Source organism: Paenibacillus plantarum (assembly GCF_013141695.1).
GTDB lineage: Bacteria > Bacillota > Bacilli > Paenibacillales > NBRC-103111 > Paenibacillus_E > Paenibacillus_E plantarum.
The window spans coordinates 60,749-75,315 of sequence record NZ_WHNY01000016.1 but is presented as its reverse complement, the minus strand read 5'-3'; the positions used below and the strand labels follow the sequence as shown (position 1 = coordinate 75,315).

15 protein-coding genes are annotated in these 14,567 nt (G+C 44.3%); 7 read left to right on the top strand and 8 right to left on the bottom strand.

All coding sequences use genetic code 11. The features are described from left to right. Positions 1-152: 152 nt before the first annotated feature. The 3 genes from GC096_RS05160 to GC096_RS05150 all read left to right on the top strand — a co-directional run bounded on the left by GC096_RS05160 (position 153) and on the right by GC096_RS05150 (position 3,690). The gene (locus GC096_RS05160; RefSeq protein WP_171629219.1) at positions 153-1,052 is read left to right on the top strand and encodes a LysR substrate-binding domain-containing protein; all 900 of its coding nucleotides are present in this window, start codon (positions 153-155) and stop codon (positions 1,050-1,052) included. A 102-nt stretch (positions 1,053-1,154) separates the two neighbouring features. After that, on the top strand, positions 1,155-2,018 hold the full coding sequence (locus GC096_RS05155) for a hypothetical protein (RefSeq protein ID WP_171629218.1): 864 nt from the start codon (positions 1,155-1,157) through the stop codon (positions 2,016-2,018). Between the two features lie 25 nt (positions 2,019-2,043). Further along, positions 2,044-3,690, top strand: a complete 1,647-nt coding sequence (locus GC096_RS05150; protein WP_171629217.1) for a fibronectin type III domain-containing protein — start codon at positions 2,044-2,046, stop codon at positions 3,688-3,690. A 111-nt stretch (positions 3,691-3,801) separates the two neighbouring features. Here the strand turns inward: GC096_RS05150 and GC096_RS38625 are convergent, their stop codons facing one another. Continuing rightward, positions 3,802-4,005 (bottom strand): hypothetical protein, encoded by a 204-nt coding sequence (locus GC096_RS38625; protein WP_246302586.1) that lies wholly within the window; start codon positions 4,003-4,005, stop codon positions 3,802-3,804. 698 nt (positions 4,006-4,703) lie between these two features. Beyond that, a complete protein-coding gene (locus GC096_RS05140; RefSeq protein ID WP_171629215.1) occupies positions 4,704-5,585 on the bottom strand; it encodes a transposase in 882 nt (293 codons plus the stop codon). A 696-nt stretch (positions 5,586-6,281) separates the two neighbouring features. On the opposite strand from GC096_RS05140, the gene yunB reads away from it, so the two are divergent. Further along, positions 6,282-7,049 (top strand): sporulation protein YunB, encoded by a 768-nt coding sequence (gene yunB, locus GC096_RS05135; RefSeq protein WP_246302585.1) that lies wholly within the window; start codon positions 6,282-6,284, stop codon positions 7,047-7,049. A gap of 35 nt (positions 7,050-7,084) precedes the next feature. On the opposite strand, the gene GC096_RS05130 is transcribed toward yunB, so the two are convergent. Next, complete coding sequence (locus tag GC096_RS05130) at positions 7,085-8,131, bottom strand: M23 family metallopeptidase (protein WP_171629214.1); 1,047 nt, start codon at positions 8,129-8,131, stop codon at positions 7,085-7,087. Between the two features lie 116 nt (positions 8,132-8,247). Between GC096_RS05130 and larC2 the strand changes: the two genes are divergently transcribed. Then, on the top strand, positions 8,248-8,742 hold the full coding sequence (gene larC2 / locus GC096_RS05125; RefSeq protein WP_171629213.1) for a nickel pincer cofactor biosynthesis protein LarC2: 495 nt from the start codon (positions 8,248-8,250) through the stop codon (positions 8,740-8,742). Between the two features lie 25 nt (positions 8,743-8,767). Here larC2 and larC read toward each other — a convergent pair whose 3' ends face one another. Genes larC through larE form a run of 3 tightly spaced genes read right to left on the bottom strand, consistent with a single transcriptional unit; the run spans position 8,768 to position 11,385 of the window. Continuing rightward, positions 8,768-9,757 (bottom strand): nickel pincer cofactor biosynthesis protein LarC, encoded by a 990-nt coding sequence (larC, locus tag GC096_RS05120; RefSeq protein WP_171629212.1) that lies wholly within the window; start codon positions 9,755-9,757, stop codon positions 8,768-8,770. Between the two features lie 9 nt (positions 9,758-9,766). Next, positions 9,767-10,540 carry a nickel pincer cofactor biosynthesis protein LarB gene (larB, locus tag GC096_RS05115; protein WP_171629211.1) on the bottom strand — a complete coding sequence of 258 codons (774 nt, stop codon included), beginning with the start codon at positions 10,538-10,540 and terminating at the stop codon, positions 9,767-9,769. Beyond that, positions 10,537-11,385, bottom strand: coding sequence for an ATP-dependent sacrificial sulfur transferase LarE (larE, locus tag GC096_RS05110; protein WP_171629210.1), 849 nt, complete (start codon positions 11,383-11,385; stop codon positions 10,537-10,539). The genes larB and larE overlap by 4 nt, the downstream gene beginning before the upstream one ends. Positions 11,386-11,470: 85 nt before the next feature. Here larE and lipA point away from each other — a divergent pair, with 85 nt between their 5' ends. Further along, positions 11,471-12,418 carry a lipoyl synthase gene (lipA, locus tag GC096_RS05105; protein ID WP_171629209.1) on the top strand — a complete coding sequence of 316 codons (948 nt, stop codon included), beginning with the start codon at positions 11,471-11,473 and terminating at the stop codon, positions 12,416-12,418. Between the two features lie 48 nt (positions 12,419-12,466). Continuing rightward, the gene (locus GC096_RS05100; protein ID WP_056613316.1) at positions 12,467-12,787 is read left to right on the top strand and encodes a YutD family protein; all 321 of its coding nucleotides are present in this window, start codon (positions 12,467-12,469) and stop codon (positions 12,785-12,787) included. A gap of 88 nt (positions 12,788-12,875) precedes the next feature. On the opposite strand, the gene GC096_RS05095 is transcribed toward GC096_RS05100, so the two are convergent. Together GC096_RS05095 and GC096_RS05090 are read right to left on the bottom strand one after the other, a co-directional pair. Then, positions 12,876-13,688, bottom strand: coding sequence for an NAD kinase (locus GC096_RS05095; RefSeq protein WP_171629207.1), 813 nt, complete (start codon positions 13,686-13,688; stop codon positions 12,876-12,878). 77 nt (positions 13,689-13,765) lie between these two features. Beyond that, on the bottom strand, positions 13,766-14,437 hold the full coding sequence (locus tag GC096_RS05090; protein WP_171629206.1) for a PilZ domain-containing protein: 672 nt from the start codon (positions 14,435-14,437) through the stop codon (positions 13,766-13,768). Positions 14,438-14,567: the final 130 nt, after the last annotated feature.

Below are 14,567 nucleotides of genomic sequence, written 5' to 3'. Positions count from 1 at the left end.
GATCTCACCTTTAGTGTAGAAGTGGAGCGTCAGCTAAGTGTCAATGCCAGGTAAATAGAATGTTAAGTTTTTGTTGTGCATCTATTCATCTCCATAGATTTTTTCTATAATGAGCCCCAAAGAGGTTGAATCAGGGAGAAGAGGGACACAGAATGAATTGGCATATGTTAAAATTTCAGGTCATTGAACTGCTGGAGAAACACAAACGCATTACGTCTGTTGCAGAGCGCCTAGGACTCAAGCAGCCGACAGTTTCCTTTCATATGAAATCAATGGAGCAAGAGATGGGTGTGCAGTTATTTTATTCAAGAGGGGGGAAAGTCCATTTAACCGAGGCGGGGCAATCGTTGCATCATTATGCTAAGAAGATTAATGCGTTAGTACAGGAAGCGGAACGCGTTGTGAAGGAATTCGATGAGCGAGGAAGTGGTCATTTAAAAATAGGAGCAAGCTCCGTACCAGGTACGTATGTGCTTCCAGAAATGCTAAGCTCATTTTCAAAGTTATATCCGCAAATTTCGATATCTTTAACTGTGCGGCCGACTCCAATCATTCAAGAAATGCTGCTCAACCATGAAATTGATATCGGCATTATGTCAGCAGAACCGTTTCAATGGTCTCCGCTCGTAGGGGAAACGCTGTGTGAAGATGAACTGGTTTTCTTTTTTAATCCGAATCATCGCTTTGCACGACAAGAAACGCTATACCCAGAATTATTAAATGAAGTTCCTTTTATCTTGCATGGGCAAGAGTCCAGCACTAGAACCATGACACTGAACTGGGCCAAAACACTGGGGATCAAACTCAAGCCCGTCATGGAGATGGATTCCTTAGAGGCAATTAAACAAGCCGTTTTGACTGGAGAAAGTGTTTCCGTTATTTCGAAAATTGCCATCGCAAAAGAATTGCAACGAGGCGAACTAAGTTGTCGCAGTATCCCTCAAAATCCGTTTAAACGTTATATTTATTTCACATATAATGCGGATCGAATTCGTTCCTCCTTCTTCGATAGTTTCTTATCTTGTTTGCATGACTCTGTTCGCGCGTTTTAATCCTTTACAAAAACATCATGCTCTGATGACAATCTACGAACAAATCTACTTTATGCTCATGTCGTAAGAAAAAATTTCCAGAAACGTAGAGGAGATGTAGTGATGTTTAAGAAAAATGCGATGACTGTCATCATGGCCGCAGTAGTCGGGACTAGTTTACTTGCTGGTATGGGTACAGCCCCTCAGACAGCGAGCGCAGCAAGCAACATGGTTCCAGATTACGAAGTAAAACTTCTCCTAAATCCAAGTGTCGTACTTGGTACTGATTTCAAACTGACGAGCAGCGTAAGATCAGCATTTGGTATGCCGGATACCGTTACCAAAATGAACGTAGAATTCCTCGATACCAATGCTAAGGACGTTTACAACAACGGCTGGAGCCCACGCATTCGCAAGACAGAGGGTGAAAGTGACTTTGAGCTTAGCTATAAAAAGAGATATGCCATAACGGGAAACGATATCACTGGCGCTCTGACTTTGGCGAATCAACAAGGATTTAATTCAGGCGATACGGGTTACGAAGCACAAGTCGAGTGGGGCTATCAAAAGAAAACGCTAAGCATTACTCGTTCCAAACAAGGGAGTAAATCAGGTTATAGCGGAATGGATCTGCCTAATCTAGCGGATTCACGGAATCTACTGATCAATAATGCTCCTGATAAATTTAACAATTGGGTTTCCAGCGGTTGGGGAACCAGCAAACTATCCACTTCGCGTGTATTCGGCCCAATTCTGGCCAAACGTTCCATCGGTACATGGAGTGGGTTACAGTTGTACATTGAAGTTTGGCCAATTCGTAACGCAGCAGGGACTGGGACAGAATATGTCGTAGAGGCTTCCTTTAAAACAACGAGCCAAACGACTGCATCTACCAAACATGATGAATTAATTACTTATTTGCAAGGCAAAGGTTGGTTCCTGGCTCAAGATTCCTTGAAGACACAATTAATTATGGACCGTTACTAAATGACGAATGGAGATGACCCAATCAATGTTCCAAGCTTATAAAATGTCCAAAGTAATCATGGCTTCAACCGCAGCAGCCTTGCTTTTAACGGGTGGCATTCTGAGTCCTCAACAGGTTTCCGCAGCAAATGGTACACCCAACTATGAAGTTAAATTTAATCTAAATCCCAGTATCGTTGTGGACTCTAGCCATAACTTAATCAGCAGCGTACGCAGTCAATTTTCAACCGGCTCATCCTCCAAAGCCTATCGTGTTCAGTACATGGATACGGCGACAGGAGCATTGGATGCGCAAGGCTGGAGTGACAGGATTCGTAAAAAAAGCAGCGACAGCACACACCAACTGCAATTTAAGAAGCGTTATCCGATAACGAACGGTGATATTACGGGTGCTTTGACAACTGCAGCGAACGATGGTCTGAATAGCTCCGCCTCTGGATTTGAGTTTCAAGTGGACTGGACATTTAGCAAGCAAACCTTAAGCGTGCAGTATGAAAAAGATGTGACCGTGTCTGGCTATAGTGGCAGTGGACTTAACGCTCCAAACCTGGCAACATCCAAGTCCATCTCCGTTGCCAATGCGCCAAGCCAGTTGAAAAACTGGAGCAGCACAGGTTGGGGAACAACGCAATTGAACAATTCCGTCATCTATGGTCCAATCGATTTTAAAAGATACGAAGGTACTTTCGATGATCTGGATCTAGACATTGAAGTATGGACCATTCTAAATGCTGCCAAAACAGGAACTGAAGACATCGTAGAAGCTTCTTTTAAGGCAGATACCCTTAGTGAAGCAACAACCGCACGAACCAATCTTATGAATTTACTGAATACAAAAGGATGGTTAGTGCAGTCTGACGTGCTAAAAACAAGCTTAATTATGGAACGATATGCACCAACGGCTCCAACACCAGATACAACTGTACCCTCAATACCATCGGGATTAATCGCAACGGCAACATCCAGCACCCAAGTTCAATTGAATTGGACAGCTGCTACAGACAATGTTGCTGTAACAAGCTATGATGTGTATCGCAATGGTTCTAAAATTGGTTCATCCTCCACGACAACATATTCGGATTCAGGCCTCACAGCTTCCACTGCTTACAGTTATACGGTTATTGCTAAAGATGCAGCTGGGAATGATTCCACAGCTAGTAGTGCAGTCTCAGTGACTACAGCGGCGGGTGGTGTAACAGGAACCCTATATTACAATGTGAACGGTAGTAACATTTCCTATATCGAAGCGGAAACCTTCACAGCCAAAACAGGTACATTTACACAAGCAACTTGCTCTGCATGCTCGGGAACGGCTAACATGCAGACGCCGAACGGATCTGGCGACAGTGACACGAATTATCTGAAATACGATCTTGAAGTAACCAACGGAGGTTCTTTCTACATCTACTTGCTTTCACAAGGTCCAGATGGAAGCTCAGATAGCTTTAACGTTGCAGTGGACGCAGGCAGTAACTACCAAGTAACAACTGGCAGCGCGGGCAGCTGGGCCTGGAAAAAGCCGAGCAGCTCAATCTCACTTTCAACGGGTACACATACTCTTTATATCAAAGTCAGAGAAGATGGCGCGATGGTAGACAAAATTGCCTTATCCAAAACAAGCAGCACCCCAAGCGGACTTGGCGGCACAGCTCTTGTTCCATCCACACACTAACTAGACTCATTTTACATAGTCATTAACTCTAAACATTTGTTCCCATTCAAGTGATGGGGATGAATGTTTTTTGTTTTTCATATTGCTGCGCCATAATCGAATAGTCACCAGTTACCAGTCACCAGTTGGTTCCCAGCTCAGCGCAAAAGCTCCCAGCTCCCCAGCTCTCCAACTTCCAAGCTTCCAAGCTTCCAAATCCCCAAGTCCCCAAGTCCCCAAGTCCCCAAGTCCCCAAGTCCCCAAGTCCCCAAGTCCCCAAGTCCCCAAGTCCCCAAGTCCCCAAGTCCCCAAGTCCCCAAGTCCCCAAGTCCTCAAGTCCCCAAGTCCCCAGGCCCCAAGCCCCAAAGTCTCTAATTGCACAAAAACTAAAGCAAGTTCATTTACATGGTTCTATATCTTTCACAGCCATCTATCTTCACTATCCCCTTAGCTCAGAAAAATGACAGCACTTTGACTTTGTTAAAATCGAGATCAACTTAGACCGGACAAGTTCTAATTATAGAATTGACTAACAGACCCAACTACAGAGTTGAAGTTAACAGACCAACAAAGTGTAAATAGACCCAACTACAGAATTGAAGTCAATAGACCAATACAGACTGAACAGACCCAACTAAGAATTGAACGCAACATACAAACACAGCTGAATAGACCCAACTACAGAATTGAAGTCAACAGACCAACACAGCTGAACAGACCCAACTACAGAATTGAAGTCAACAGACCAACACTGCTGAACAGACCCAACTATAGAATTGAACGCAACAGACCAGCACAGCTGAACAGACTCAACTACAGAATTGAACGCAACAGACCAGCAGAGCTGAACAGACTCAGCTACAGAATTGAACGCAACAGATCAAACCGGACCGAACTAGATCCAGCTATCTGATTAAACACAACAAACAAACCAATCCAGAAGCAACAGACCTTTTCATCTTCATGTTATTTGTCAGAAATTTTAAAATTGGTGATCCCGAAATAGCATGGAGGAGTTTAGAAGATCAAAAAGGCTACTGACAAGCAGTGTCCTCACAAAGATTAGTGGCTGCAGTGAATTTTAGTATGCAACATTTAATCAAGTTTTCGAAGACAGGTATTTTGGAGGTAGTTAGATTAATTCGGTAGCAGAACTCGTCTAAATAGCTTTGAAGATGACGGGCGCCGATGCCATGGAAGGTAGTATTAATCCACGTGCTTGCTTGTTTAGCAATTTCAAGTAGGGGACGCTGACGTTTTGGCGTGTAAAATCCAGTAGTCGTGTGAATCTCTTTCACAGTAGGTTCGATATGTTGCTCCTGAAAGGTGGATATATCGAATTTAGTAATATGTTTATTTGTAGGATGTGAGGGTGTAACATGTTTAATTTTGATATGCGTAGGTTCACCTGAATCATTGAGTGAGGAGCCTACGAGCAGGAGATGTTCTTGGGAATGTTTGTGGACAGTTGGATTGAAGGGTTTTCCATAGATAGCGGAGTTAATTTGGACTGATCCTGAGAGTGGACTTTGGTTATCCGCCTGTACGATGGAAGTGCGAATTTTATGCAGGATTAGCCAGGCTGTTTTGTAAGTGACTTTAATAAGTCTTGAAAGCTCCATGGCAGTTGTACCAATATGAGTACGCGAAATTAGGAAAATTGCCAATAACCACTTACGAAGCTCAGTTCTGGAACCTTCCATAATCGTTCCTGAAAGTAATGAGACTTGGAAACGACATCGGGAACATTCATACAAGGGTAAACGTCGAGTTGTAGTTACATAGGCATGACGATGTTCACAACGTGGACAATAAAAGCCTGAAGGCCATTTTGTTTGAAAAAGAAAGTCAATGCAGATATCTTCAGAGGAAAAATAATTATGAAATTGCTCGTATGAAAAACTTGAAATGTCCATAAAAATCCTCCCTAAAATAATAGGAATGGAAACGTTTGTTCTCTTTTTTTATTATACCAAACATATGATCTGATTTCAATAATTTGGATAAAAAAACTGGCTTTTTTTTCTGAGTTAAGGGGATAGTGGTGATAAGGTTTGACGAGAAGAAGTAGTGGGAAGAAGGCCCGGTAGGGGTAGAGTAATTGTGGAAAGGTAGCAAATTAGAAAGGGTAGTACAATGAGGGAAAGTAGTGATTATGGAAGGGGAATGCAATGAGGAAAAGTAGTGAGTAAGAAAGGTGAATGCAATGAGGAAAGGCAGTGAGTAAGTAAGGTGAGTGCTATGAGGAAAAGTAGTGATTAAGGAAGGGGAATGCAATGGGGAAAGGTAGTGAGTAAGAAAGTGAGTGCAATGAGGAAAAGTAGTGAGTAAGAAAGGGTAGTGCAATGAGGAAAGGTAGTGAGTAAGAAAGGGTAGTGCAATGAGGAAAGGTAACGAGTAAGGAAGGGGGGAGTGCAATGGGAAAGGTAGTGAGTAAGAAATAGGTTAGTGTAGTTGGGTTAAGTGGGGGGATGTGAATAGCGGAGTATGTTAATAAGGAATAAAGGATGATGGAGCATTGGATCGTCTTTTTCAAAACATGTCCGCATAAGGTAGTACTAATGAATTATGGCGAATAAGTAGGATTTGGTCACGGAGGAAGGGGGAGAAGCATGCTGCAGAGGCGACGATGGAGAAGCAGGCCAACTGTGAAAACAAGCCGTAAAAAGGTACTGTGGATTGGTTTGCTCATCTTAGTCTTGTTTTGTATTCAGTTTTTTATTTTTATAGAACGGAATCTAAGACCGCCTTTGATGAATCTGGCGAAGGTTAGGGTTAAGCAGATCGCAACCCAAGCGATAAATAGTGCAATCGCCGATCATGTGGCAGGGGGAACGAATGCGGAGCAATTAATTGATTGGAAAATGGATAAAAACAACAAAATTACAGGTTTTATGTTGAATTATAACGAGCATATGAGGATTACTTCGGAGGCTATTAAAACGGTCCAAGGTGAGTTGAATAATCTGGAAAGTATTGCAGATCATATTCCCCTTGGGCAGGCTATGAATAGTGCTATTCTCGCCTCTTTTGGCCCAGATATCCCGATCAGATTACTTCCTGTTGGAAGTGTGAAGGTGGATTTAAACACACGAACTCAAAATGCTGGTATTAATATGGTGATGTTTGAGGTATATGTGCACATTGTTGCAGAGGTTTCTGTTATTATCCCATTTGATTCAGAAACTGAAATTGTAGAGACTGAAATTCCGATTTCTTATTCGCTTGTTGTAGGGGATGTTCCTACTTATTACTATGACAATAAAGGTAATCCAGTGGGAAGTTCGAAGGATGGCAGCCCACCGAGCATAACGTTACCAACTATTCCGCATTCAGGGGCAACGAATTCTACGCCCAAGGAGGGCGTAATCAAACCATAAGTCCCAAAAAATAAACCCACCGTGAAAAGGTGGGTTTATTTCTTTTTAGCTCGATCTTCGCGCTCCCATCTTCGTAAGGATGGATAGGGATCGTAACTCCACTCTGTTGAGCCGTTATCACGATATAGCCCGAAGTGAAGATGAGGTGGAAATTTACCGGATGTACCTGGTTTGCCATAGCCGGAGCTACCGACCCAACCGATGGTTTGTCCGGGCTTGACGATATCGTTTATTTTGAGCGTTTTTTGAAAGCCGGAAAGGTGGGCGTAGTAGTGATAAATGTTGTTGAGATCACGAATGCCAACTCGCCAGCCACCGTATGGGTTCCATCCTTTGATTTCAACGATTCCATAGCAAGTGCTTCTAACAGGAACACCGTAGCCAGCGAATAGATCAGTGCCTTCATGAGTACGGTGCCCACCCCAGCCGCGACTATCTCCCCACGTGCTGCGATAAGAATAGTTGGATGTAACAGGCAGGGGGAATGCATGAGCATTTGCTTCTAATGTGCCCAAAGACTCATAGATCGCAGCGAATTGACGAATGCGTTCTACGCTTCGTGCGTTGTGGTAATAATTCCAAAGGTTCATTTGTAAGTTATCAACTTTCGTTCCATTGTTGCCTAAGATCGCTGCCATAGCCGCTAGTACATCTAAATCGTTGGCACGGTCAGCGATGCCATCTCCCGATCCATCCCGCCCTAAGCCATGGAAGAAGGAAACACTTTTCAAATTGGAATCGTTTGGATCTGGATTAAGCATACCCGCCCAAACAAGTTCTGAAAAATAAATATTCGTGATGCTTTGTTGAACGGTTCTTTTTTTGGCAGTGTTCATGGTTTTCTCATATTGATCTACAGCAGCTAGGTATGTCCAAGGGATACCTGTAAGTAAGCTTATTTTTTCAAAAAGCTCTTTTCGCTCGGATTGTGAAGGTTTGGTCGGTTGGGAGCTAGGTATTGGAGCTATCTGATCATTTGTCATAGCTGATGATACATCCATATTTGAAAAAGGCGGTAATGTGATTGTTGATAGGAGGAGGCTAAGGACGAGAACCTTTGACCAAAATGCTCTGCTTTGCATCTCTATCATCCTTCCTGAAATGTTAGTTCTTAGGATGTACGGATGTCTTGTTGTTTATCCTTCGATCTTTCGTTACCGCGGGATATTTGCTATGATGCCAATAAGAGGTGGGAAAAGTGACTTTTAACCATAGAGAAGAGCATATTGACGATCATATGTTATTAGTTCAAGCCAATTTGGACGATATGAATCCGGAGTGGATGACTTATGTGATGGATAAGCTTTTTGATGCAGGTGCGAATGATGTATACATGGTACCCATCATTATGAAACGAGGACGTCCTGGAATCATGCTGAATGTATTAGTGGATGAGGGTCGTTTGTCTCCGATTGAGGAGATTATTTTTAGTGAAACGACCACACTTGGCATTCGATATCTGCATGCATCTTGTCATCGATTAGCCAGAGAATTTGAGCATGTAGAAACACCTTGGGGACCCTTGACGGTAAAAGTTGGTTATCACGCAGGGAAATTAGTGCAATTTGCACCTGAATTTAAGGAATGTGAACAAGTAGCAAGGATGCATGAAGTACCGCTGAAGATGGTTTATGAGGAAGTTAGGTTATTATTCTTGCAACAACAGAGACAAAAAAACGCTCTTCCATTGTGATGGAAGGGCGTTTGTCATGTCTACGCTATTGTGGGGTGCTAGGTGTGGCATCGCCATGATGCGTGTGAGTATGAGAGTGATCATGATGATGATCGTGATCGTGTTTATGATCATGGCTGTGTGAATGATCATCATGTGTATGCGCATGATCATGATGGTGGTGATGATCATCGTGTGTATGCGTATGATCATGATGGTGGTGATGGTCATCGTGCGTATGTGTATGTTCATGACTATGATCATGCGCTAGATGCTCATGACTAACTTGCCATTTACCAATAAATGGATCAATTCTACCAACTACAACGCGCAGCACATTGGGTTGCTTGGGTAAGTCCCTAGTGCCTGCACCATAGCCAATATGATCAACGACCATGGGTGGGAAGCTTTTGGAAAATTCATCAACAATTCCTGAAATAATACCGGCTCCCGTTGGCGTTGTCATTTCTAAACTATAAGGAGTAGAAGCGATCGGTAAGCCTTTCATCATCTCCAGTGTGGCAGGAGCGGGTACTGGATAAATACCATGATCGATATGTATGGTTCCTGATCCTAGTGGTACTGGAGAGGAGAAAATACGCTCGATTTGCAAGGAATCGATGGCTAATGCAACACCTACGATGTCGACGATGGAATCAATGGCACCGACTTCATGAAAATGTACTTTTTCAATAGGTGTCCCGTGAATCTTAGCTTCTGCAATCGCAATTTTTTCGAAAATAGCTAGGCTTAGTGCTGTAACACGCTCATTGTATTCTGCTTTTTGAATGGCATTGACGATTTCTGAATAATGTCTGTGCTTCTTCGGAGGATGCTCAGGATCGAGTATGACATCCAGCTTAAGGGCAGAAATACCGCGTTTCACAACGCGCTTCCATTCCAAGGTGTAGGGCTCTAGTTTGATTTTGGAAAGCTCATCTTCAATATAAGCACGATCTGCTCCCGCATCAACCAAAGCGCCAAGGGTCATATCACCGCTAATTCCAGAGAAGCAGTCCAAATATAAAATGCGCATGGTTGTAATTCACGCTCGTTTCGACATATTTTTGTTAATGAGTCCTGCATAATAACCAGCGCCAAAGCCATTGTCGATGTTAACGACAGAGATGCCCGGTGAACAGCTATTGAGCATGGACAGCAGCGGTGCGATCCCGGCAAGGTTCGCACCGTACCCAATACTTGTCGGCACAGCGACGATGGGTTTAGAGACAAGCCCGCCCATGACACTGGCGAGTGCGCCTTCCATGCCGGCAACGACCACAATCGCGTTCGCACCGCGAATGAGCTCGAGCCGGCGGAAGAGCCGGTGAATGCCAGCGACACCCACGTCGTATATACGTTCAACGTGGCTGCCTAGGCATTCTGCAGTAAGGGCAGCCTCCTCTGCCACAGGCAGGTCGGAGGTGCCTGCGCACACGACGGCGAGATAGCCGTCGTGGACTTTGAGCAGCGGGCGCTTAAACCAAGTGAGCGCCCGTGCAGTTTCGTGGTAGGTGACACCTTCCACGTTGGCTACGACATAGGCGGCTTTGGCCGCGTCGACGCGTGTGGCGAGCACGCGGTCGGTATGCTCCATCAGCCGCCGGAAAATGGCCTCGATCTGCTCGGGCGTCTTGCCTTCCCCGAAAATGACCTCGGGGAAGCCTGTCCGCTTCTCGCGATCGATGTCGAGCTGCGCAAATCCAAGATCAAGGTTGGCGGGACCTGACCCGCCTTCCTTGATGATTTGCTTCTTGGCTTCGTCGATGTCCAGATCGCCGGTCTGGACGAGTTTTAGGATCTTCTCTAAGTCCATCATAAGGAAGCTTCTTTCACCTTATCTTTCGTTTCTTGAGATAGCACTTCATTCATACTGCCAGTGCGGTAGCCTTGCAAATCTAATGTGACATACGTAAAGCCAAGCTTGCTGAATTTCTCATAGATCGCATCGCGATGTTCAAGGACTTTGTGAATCTCGTCCGGCATGACTTCGATTCGAGCAATCTTCTCGTGATGACGCACACGTACTTGATAGAGACCTAGTTGGGAAAGGAAATATTCGCCTTCATCCAATTGGTCAATCTTCCACTTCTCGATTTGTGTACCATACGGTATACGAGAAGATAAGCAGGCAAAGGAAGGTTTGTTCCATGTTTTCAGACCAAGCTCTTTGGAAAGCGCTCGGATCTCGTCTTTGGTTAAGCCGGCTTCTTGCAGTGTACTGCGGACGCCTTGCTCATTCTTCGCTTGCAGTCCTGGTCTATAGTCGCCTAAATCGTCGACATTGGAACCATCCAAGAGAAACGGATAGCCCAGTTCCTTCGCGATGTCTTGTAAATGGGAATAAAGCCCTGTCTTGCAGTGGTAACAACGGTCAGGATTATTGGCAACGAAATTCGCGTTTTCCAATTCCTTTACCTCTGTTTTGTGCAAGCGAACGCCAAATTGTTCTGCTAGTTGTGCAGCGGCATCGAACTCCCTCGTGGGAAACGTTTCAGATGCTGCAGTTACGGCAAGGACTTGGTCACCAAGCTCTTGCTGTGCACGTTTGAGGACGAATGTACTGTCAACCCCTCCGGAGAAGGCGACGATGACACGGCCCATGTTTCTTAAAATTTCACCAAGCTTACGATCTTTCTCGCGAGTCACTTCAGTTATGCTCATGTTTCTTTCCTCCCATACAGCCTTTATGTAGTAAGCTGAGCTGTTTTGGTCCATCTAAACAAGTGTATCACAACTGACCCCCAAAGTGGATTGTTTTGTCAGTCATTCATGTTATAATAACATCATTGAGAAACCAAATAAAAAGGCGGGAAATACAGTGCCTAGAAAAGTGTTAGAGAGAAAACCAGACTGGTTAAAGATCAATCTGAAGACCGATGAGAATTTCAAAGAAATTAAATCCATGATGCGTTCCAAGACGTTGCATACAGTTTGTGAAGAAGCCAAGTGTCCGAACATTCATGAATGCTGGGCGAATCGGACAGCGACTTTTATGATATTAGGTGATATTTGTACGCGTGCTTGTCGCTTTTGTGCAGTTAAAACAGGTCTCCCAACGGAGCTTGATTTGGAAGAGCCGGAACGTGTTGCAGATGCAGCGCTACAAATGGGGCTTCGTCATTGTGTTGTTACTTCTGTGGCACGCGATGATTTAACAGATGGCGGTGCCATGATTTTCGCAGAGACGATCAAAGCGATCCGTCGTAAACTGCCGATGTGTACAGTTGAGGTGTTGATTCCTGACTTCCTAGGTCGAGAAGAATCACTAGCTATCGTGCTTGAGGCAAAGCCAGATATTCTGAATCACAATATGGAAACGGTCGAGCGGATGTCAGATCGTGTTCGTTCCAAAGCGAAATACCGTCGTTCCCTCGAGCTGTTACAGCGTTCTAAACGGATAGCTCCGAACATTCCAACGAAATCCAGTGTCATGATTGGTGTAGGGGAAGAATGGGACGAGTTGCTACAAACGATGGAAGATCTGCGTGAAGCGGATTGTGATATTATGACGATCGGTCAATACTTACAGCCGTCCACGACGCATTTATCGGTATCCAAGTATTACACACCTGAACAGTTTGCTATGCTGAAGGAAGAGGGCATGAAACGCGGCTTTAAGCACGTGGAATCGGGTCCGCTGGTACGCAGTTCCTATCATGCACATGAACAGGTGAAAGCAGCATCCAGCGTTTAGAATGCGAATTCAATGAACGGATCATAGAAAGGAGAGCTTCCTACCACCATGATTCATATTGCCAATAAAACATACGAGCTTGTTACCGACCACAAAAATGGTTGGAATTTCGAAGTGTTCAAGGAACGCTTCAGCGAAGTGTTGGAGCGGTACGATTATATTGTGGGCGATTGGGGATATAGTCAATTAAGACTGAGAGGGTTTTTCAAAGAAATCCACCCAAAGGCGACCAAAGAATCCTCTATCGCAGCTCTTCAAGATTATTTGAATGAGTACTGCAACTTCGGCTGTGCTTACTTTATTATCGAGAAAGTAAACGCGCCTAAACAACAAATACCATCTGAAGTTATTAGTTCTACAACGGTTTAATCAGCAATAAACCAAATAACGCCATCTGAACTCCAACAAGTGTGGAGAGCAGATGGCGTTTTGTTTTTTGTTATATATGAGTTAAAGCTTATTTGACTTCAAGGCCAACGAAGGCTTCGCGAACACGATTCCAGAAAGGAAACGGACGGAACCGTGCGAACTTTACTTTCACATTGGAAGCCACTCGGCAACGAATGGAAACGACATCGGCACGCTGCATATATTTATGGTCCAGCGACAACAGCATATTCTGCTGTGCTTTTGGATAAATGTCACAGTGGTGATGCTTCGGCAAGATCATCGATGAACCCAGTGTACGATACACGCGATTGTTAATCGATGCGATCTCGGCAATTTGAATAGCTTCCAGCGATGGATGGACCATGGCGCCGCCCAAGCTCTTGTTGTAAGCCGTACTGCCTGCAGGAGAAGATATGCAGATACCGTCACCGCGGAACATTTCAAACATTTCATCGTTCACGTGAAGTCTTGCGACTAGTGAAACTTCGATCCCACGAATCGTAAACTCGTTAAGTGCGAGGTGTGTTTCAACACCCTTGTCCGTCGTAATTTCGATTTCGACAACGGGATAGCGCACGACTTGCAACTCCGCTGGTGTTGCGACACTAAACATTAATGAAGCTAGATGATCTAATTCGTCCGGCTTCCAATCTGCGAAAAAGCCAAGATGCCCCGTATGGATCCCAACGAATGCGATATGATCTAACTTGTCCACATATTTATGAAAAGCTTGGAGCATCGTGCCATCTCCGCCAATGGACAGGACGATATCGGGATGATCTTCATCCCTTGGCATGCCTTGCTGAGCGGCGAGAGCGTGGAAGCGTTCGGTCAGCCCCTTAGAGATGTCATCGCCTCGTTCAATGACGTTATATTTCAATCTTGTTCCTCCTAAGAGTTTTGCTTCAGCAAAACTTGCTTCGTAAGCGTGGACTGAGTTTTCGTAGAATTATTATCTTAATAATTGGAACAGAAGGCATCAATATCTTGGAGAATGGATTCTGGCGTATACCGAAATTCTGCGGCGACCCGATAGCTGTCGTTGCTGAAATGCGTAACTCTTACAATTTCACCATAGACAGTCATAGGCTGAGAGACGTTCGGGAGAATGAAGCTGAACTCCAGAATCAACGGAAAGAATAGTCGATTGGATGTGACAAAGGATAATCCGCCAACACTGATATCAAGGAGTTGTCCGGTAAAAGCGACACCCTTCTGAGCAGATAAGCTTCGTATGCCAGCGACGCGCAGTGTAATCGGTGTGCGCAGTGTAAGCTTAGCACGAGGATGTCTGCGGTTTTGATGTTGAAAAACTTCCTCTGGAAGAGATAGTGTCAGGGAACAGATCGTTTTCTTGAGTTCAAGCTGAATCAAATCGACATAAGCGTAATATAAAATGGCACCATCTTTGAAAGAAAATTCAACGAAAGAAACATGTTCGAGCTTGTCAAAGGGGTAGACACCCAATTGTTCAAGACATACGGTTATCGAATCTTCGCTTATTTTGTCGATAGCAAAGTTATCTTCAAAGCAGAAAGGTTGTCCATCTTTACTTTCACCAACAATGATAATATGACAATCCTGATTTGGCGAAAAAGAAGCCAATTCTAGTACCTTATTCCAATCCATAGCATCACCAAGTCGTTAGATTTACATTCACATCTGCCTGTACATCCTGTAAATACTCTTCTCATCATAATTTATCTAAGTCAATAAGAAAAGCCCCAAACGGGGCTTTAGCTTAGGTTAAGCGATTTTA

Excerpts from the sequence above, each read along its gene's own strand:
- GC096_RS05130 (WP_171629214.1), bottom strand. The coding sequence starts at position 8,131 with ATGCAAAGCAGAGCATTTTGGTCAAAGGTTCTCGTCCTTAGCCTCCTC.
- yunB (WP_246302585.1), top strand. The coding sequence starts at position 6,282 with ATGCTGCAGAGGCGACGATGGAGAAGCAGGCCAACTGTGAAAACAAGC.
- GC096_RS05160 (WP_171629219.1), top strand. The coding sequence starts at position 153 with ATGAATTGGCATATGTTAAAATTTCAGGTCATTGAACTGCTGGAGAAA.
- GC096_RS05140 (WP_171629215.1), bottom strand. The coding sequence starts at position 5,585 with ATGGACATTTCAAGTTTTTCATACGAGCAATTTCATAATTATTTTTCC.
- GC096_RS05090 (WP_171629206.1), bottom strand. The coding sequence starts at position 14,437 with ATGGATTGGAATAAGGTACTAGAATTGGCTTCTTTTTCGCCAAATCAG.
- GC096_RS05150 (WP_171629217.1), top strand. The coding sequence starts at position 2,044 with ATGTTCCAAGCTTATAAAATGTCCAAAGTAATCATGGCTTCAACCGCA.
- larC (WP_171629212.1), bottom strand. The coding sequence starts at position 9,757 with ATGCGCATTTTATATTTGGACTGCTTCTCTGGAATTAGCGGTGATATG.
- larE (WP_171629210.1), bottom strand. The coding sequence starts at position 11,385 with ATGAGCATAACTGAAGTGACTCGCGAGAAAGATCGTAAGCTTGGTGAA.
- larB (WP_171629211.1), bottom strand. The coding sequence starts at position 10,540 with ATGATGGACTTAGAGAAGATCCTAAAACTCGTCCAGACCGGCGATCTG.
- GC096_RS05100 (WP_056613316.1), top strand. The coding sequence starts at position 12,467 with ATGATTCATATTGCCAATAAAACATACGAGCTTGTTACCGACCACAAA.
- GC096_RS05155 (WP_171629218.1), top strand. The coding sequence starts at position 1,155 with ATGTTTAAGAAAAATGCGATGACTGTCATCATGGCCGCAGTAGTCGGG.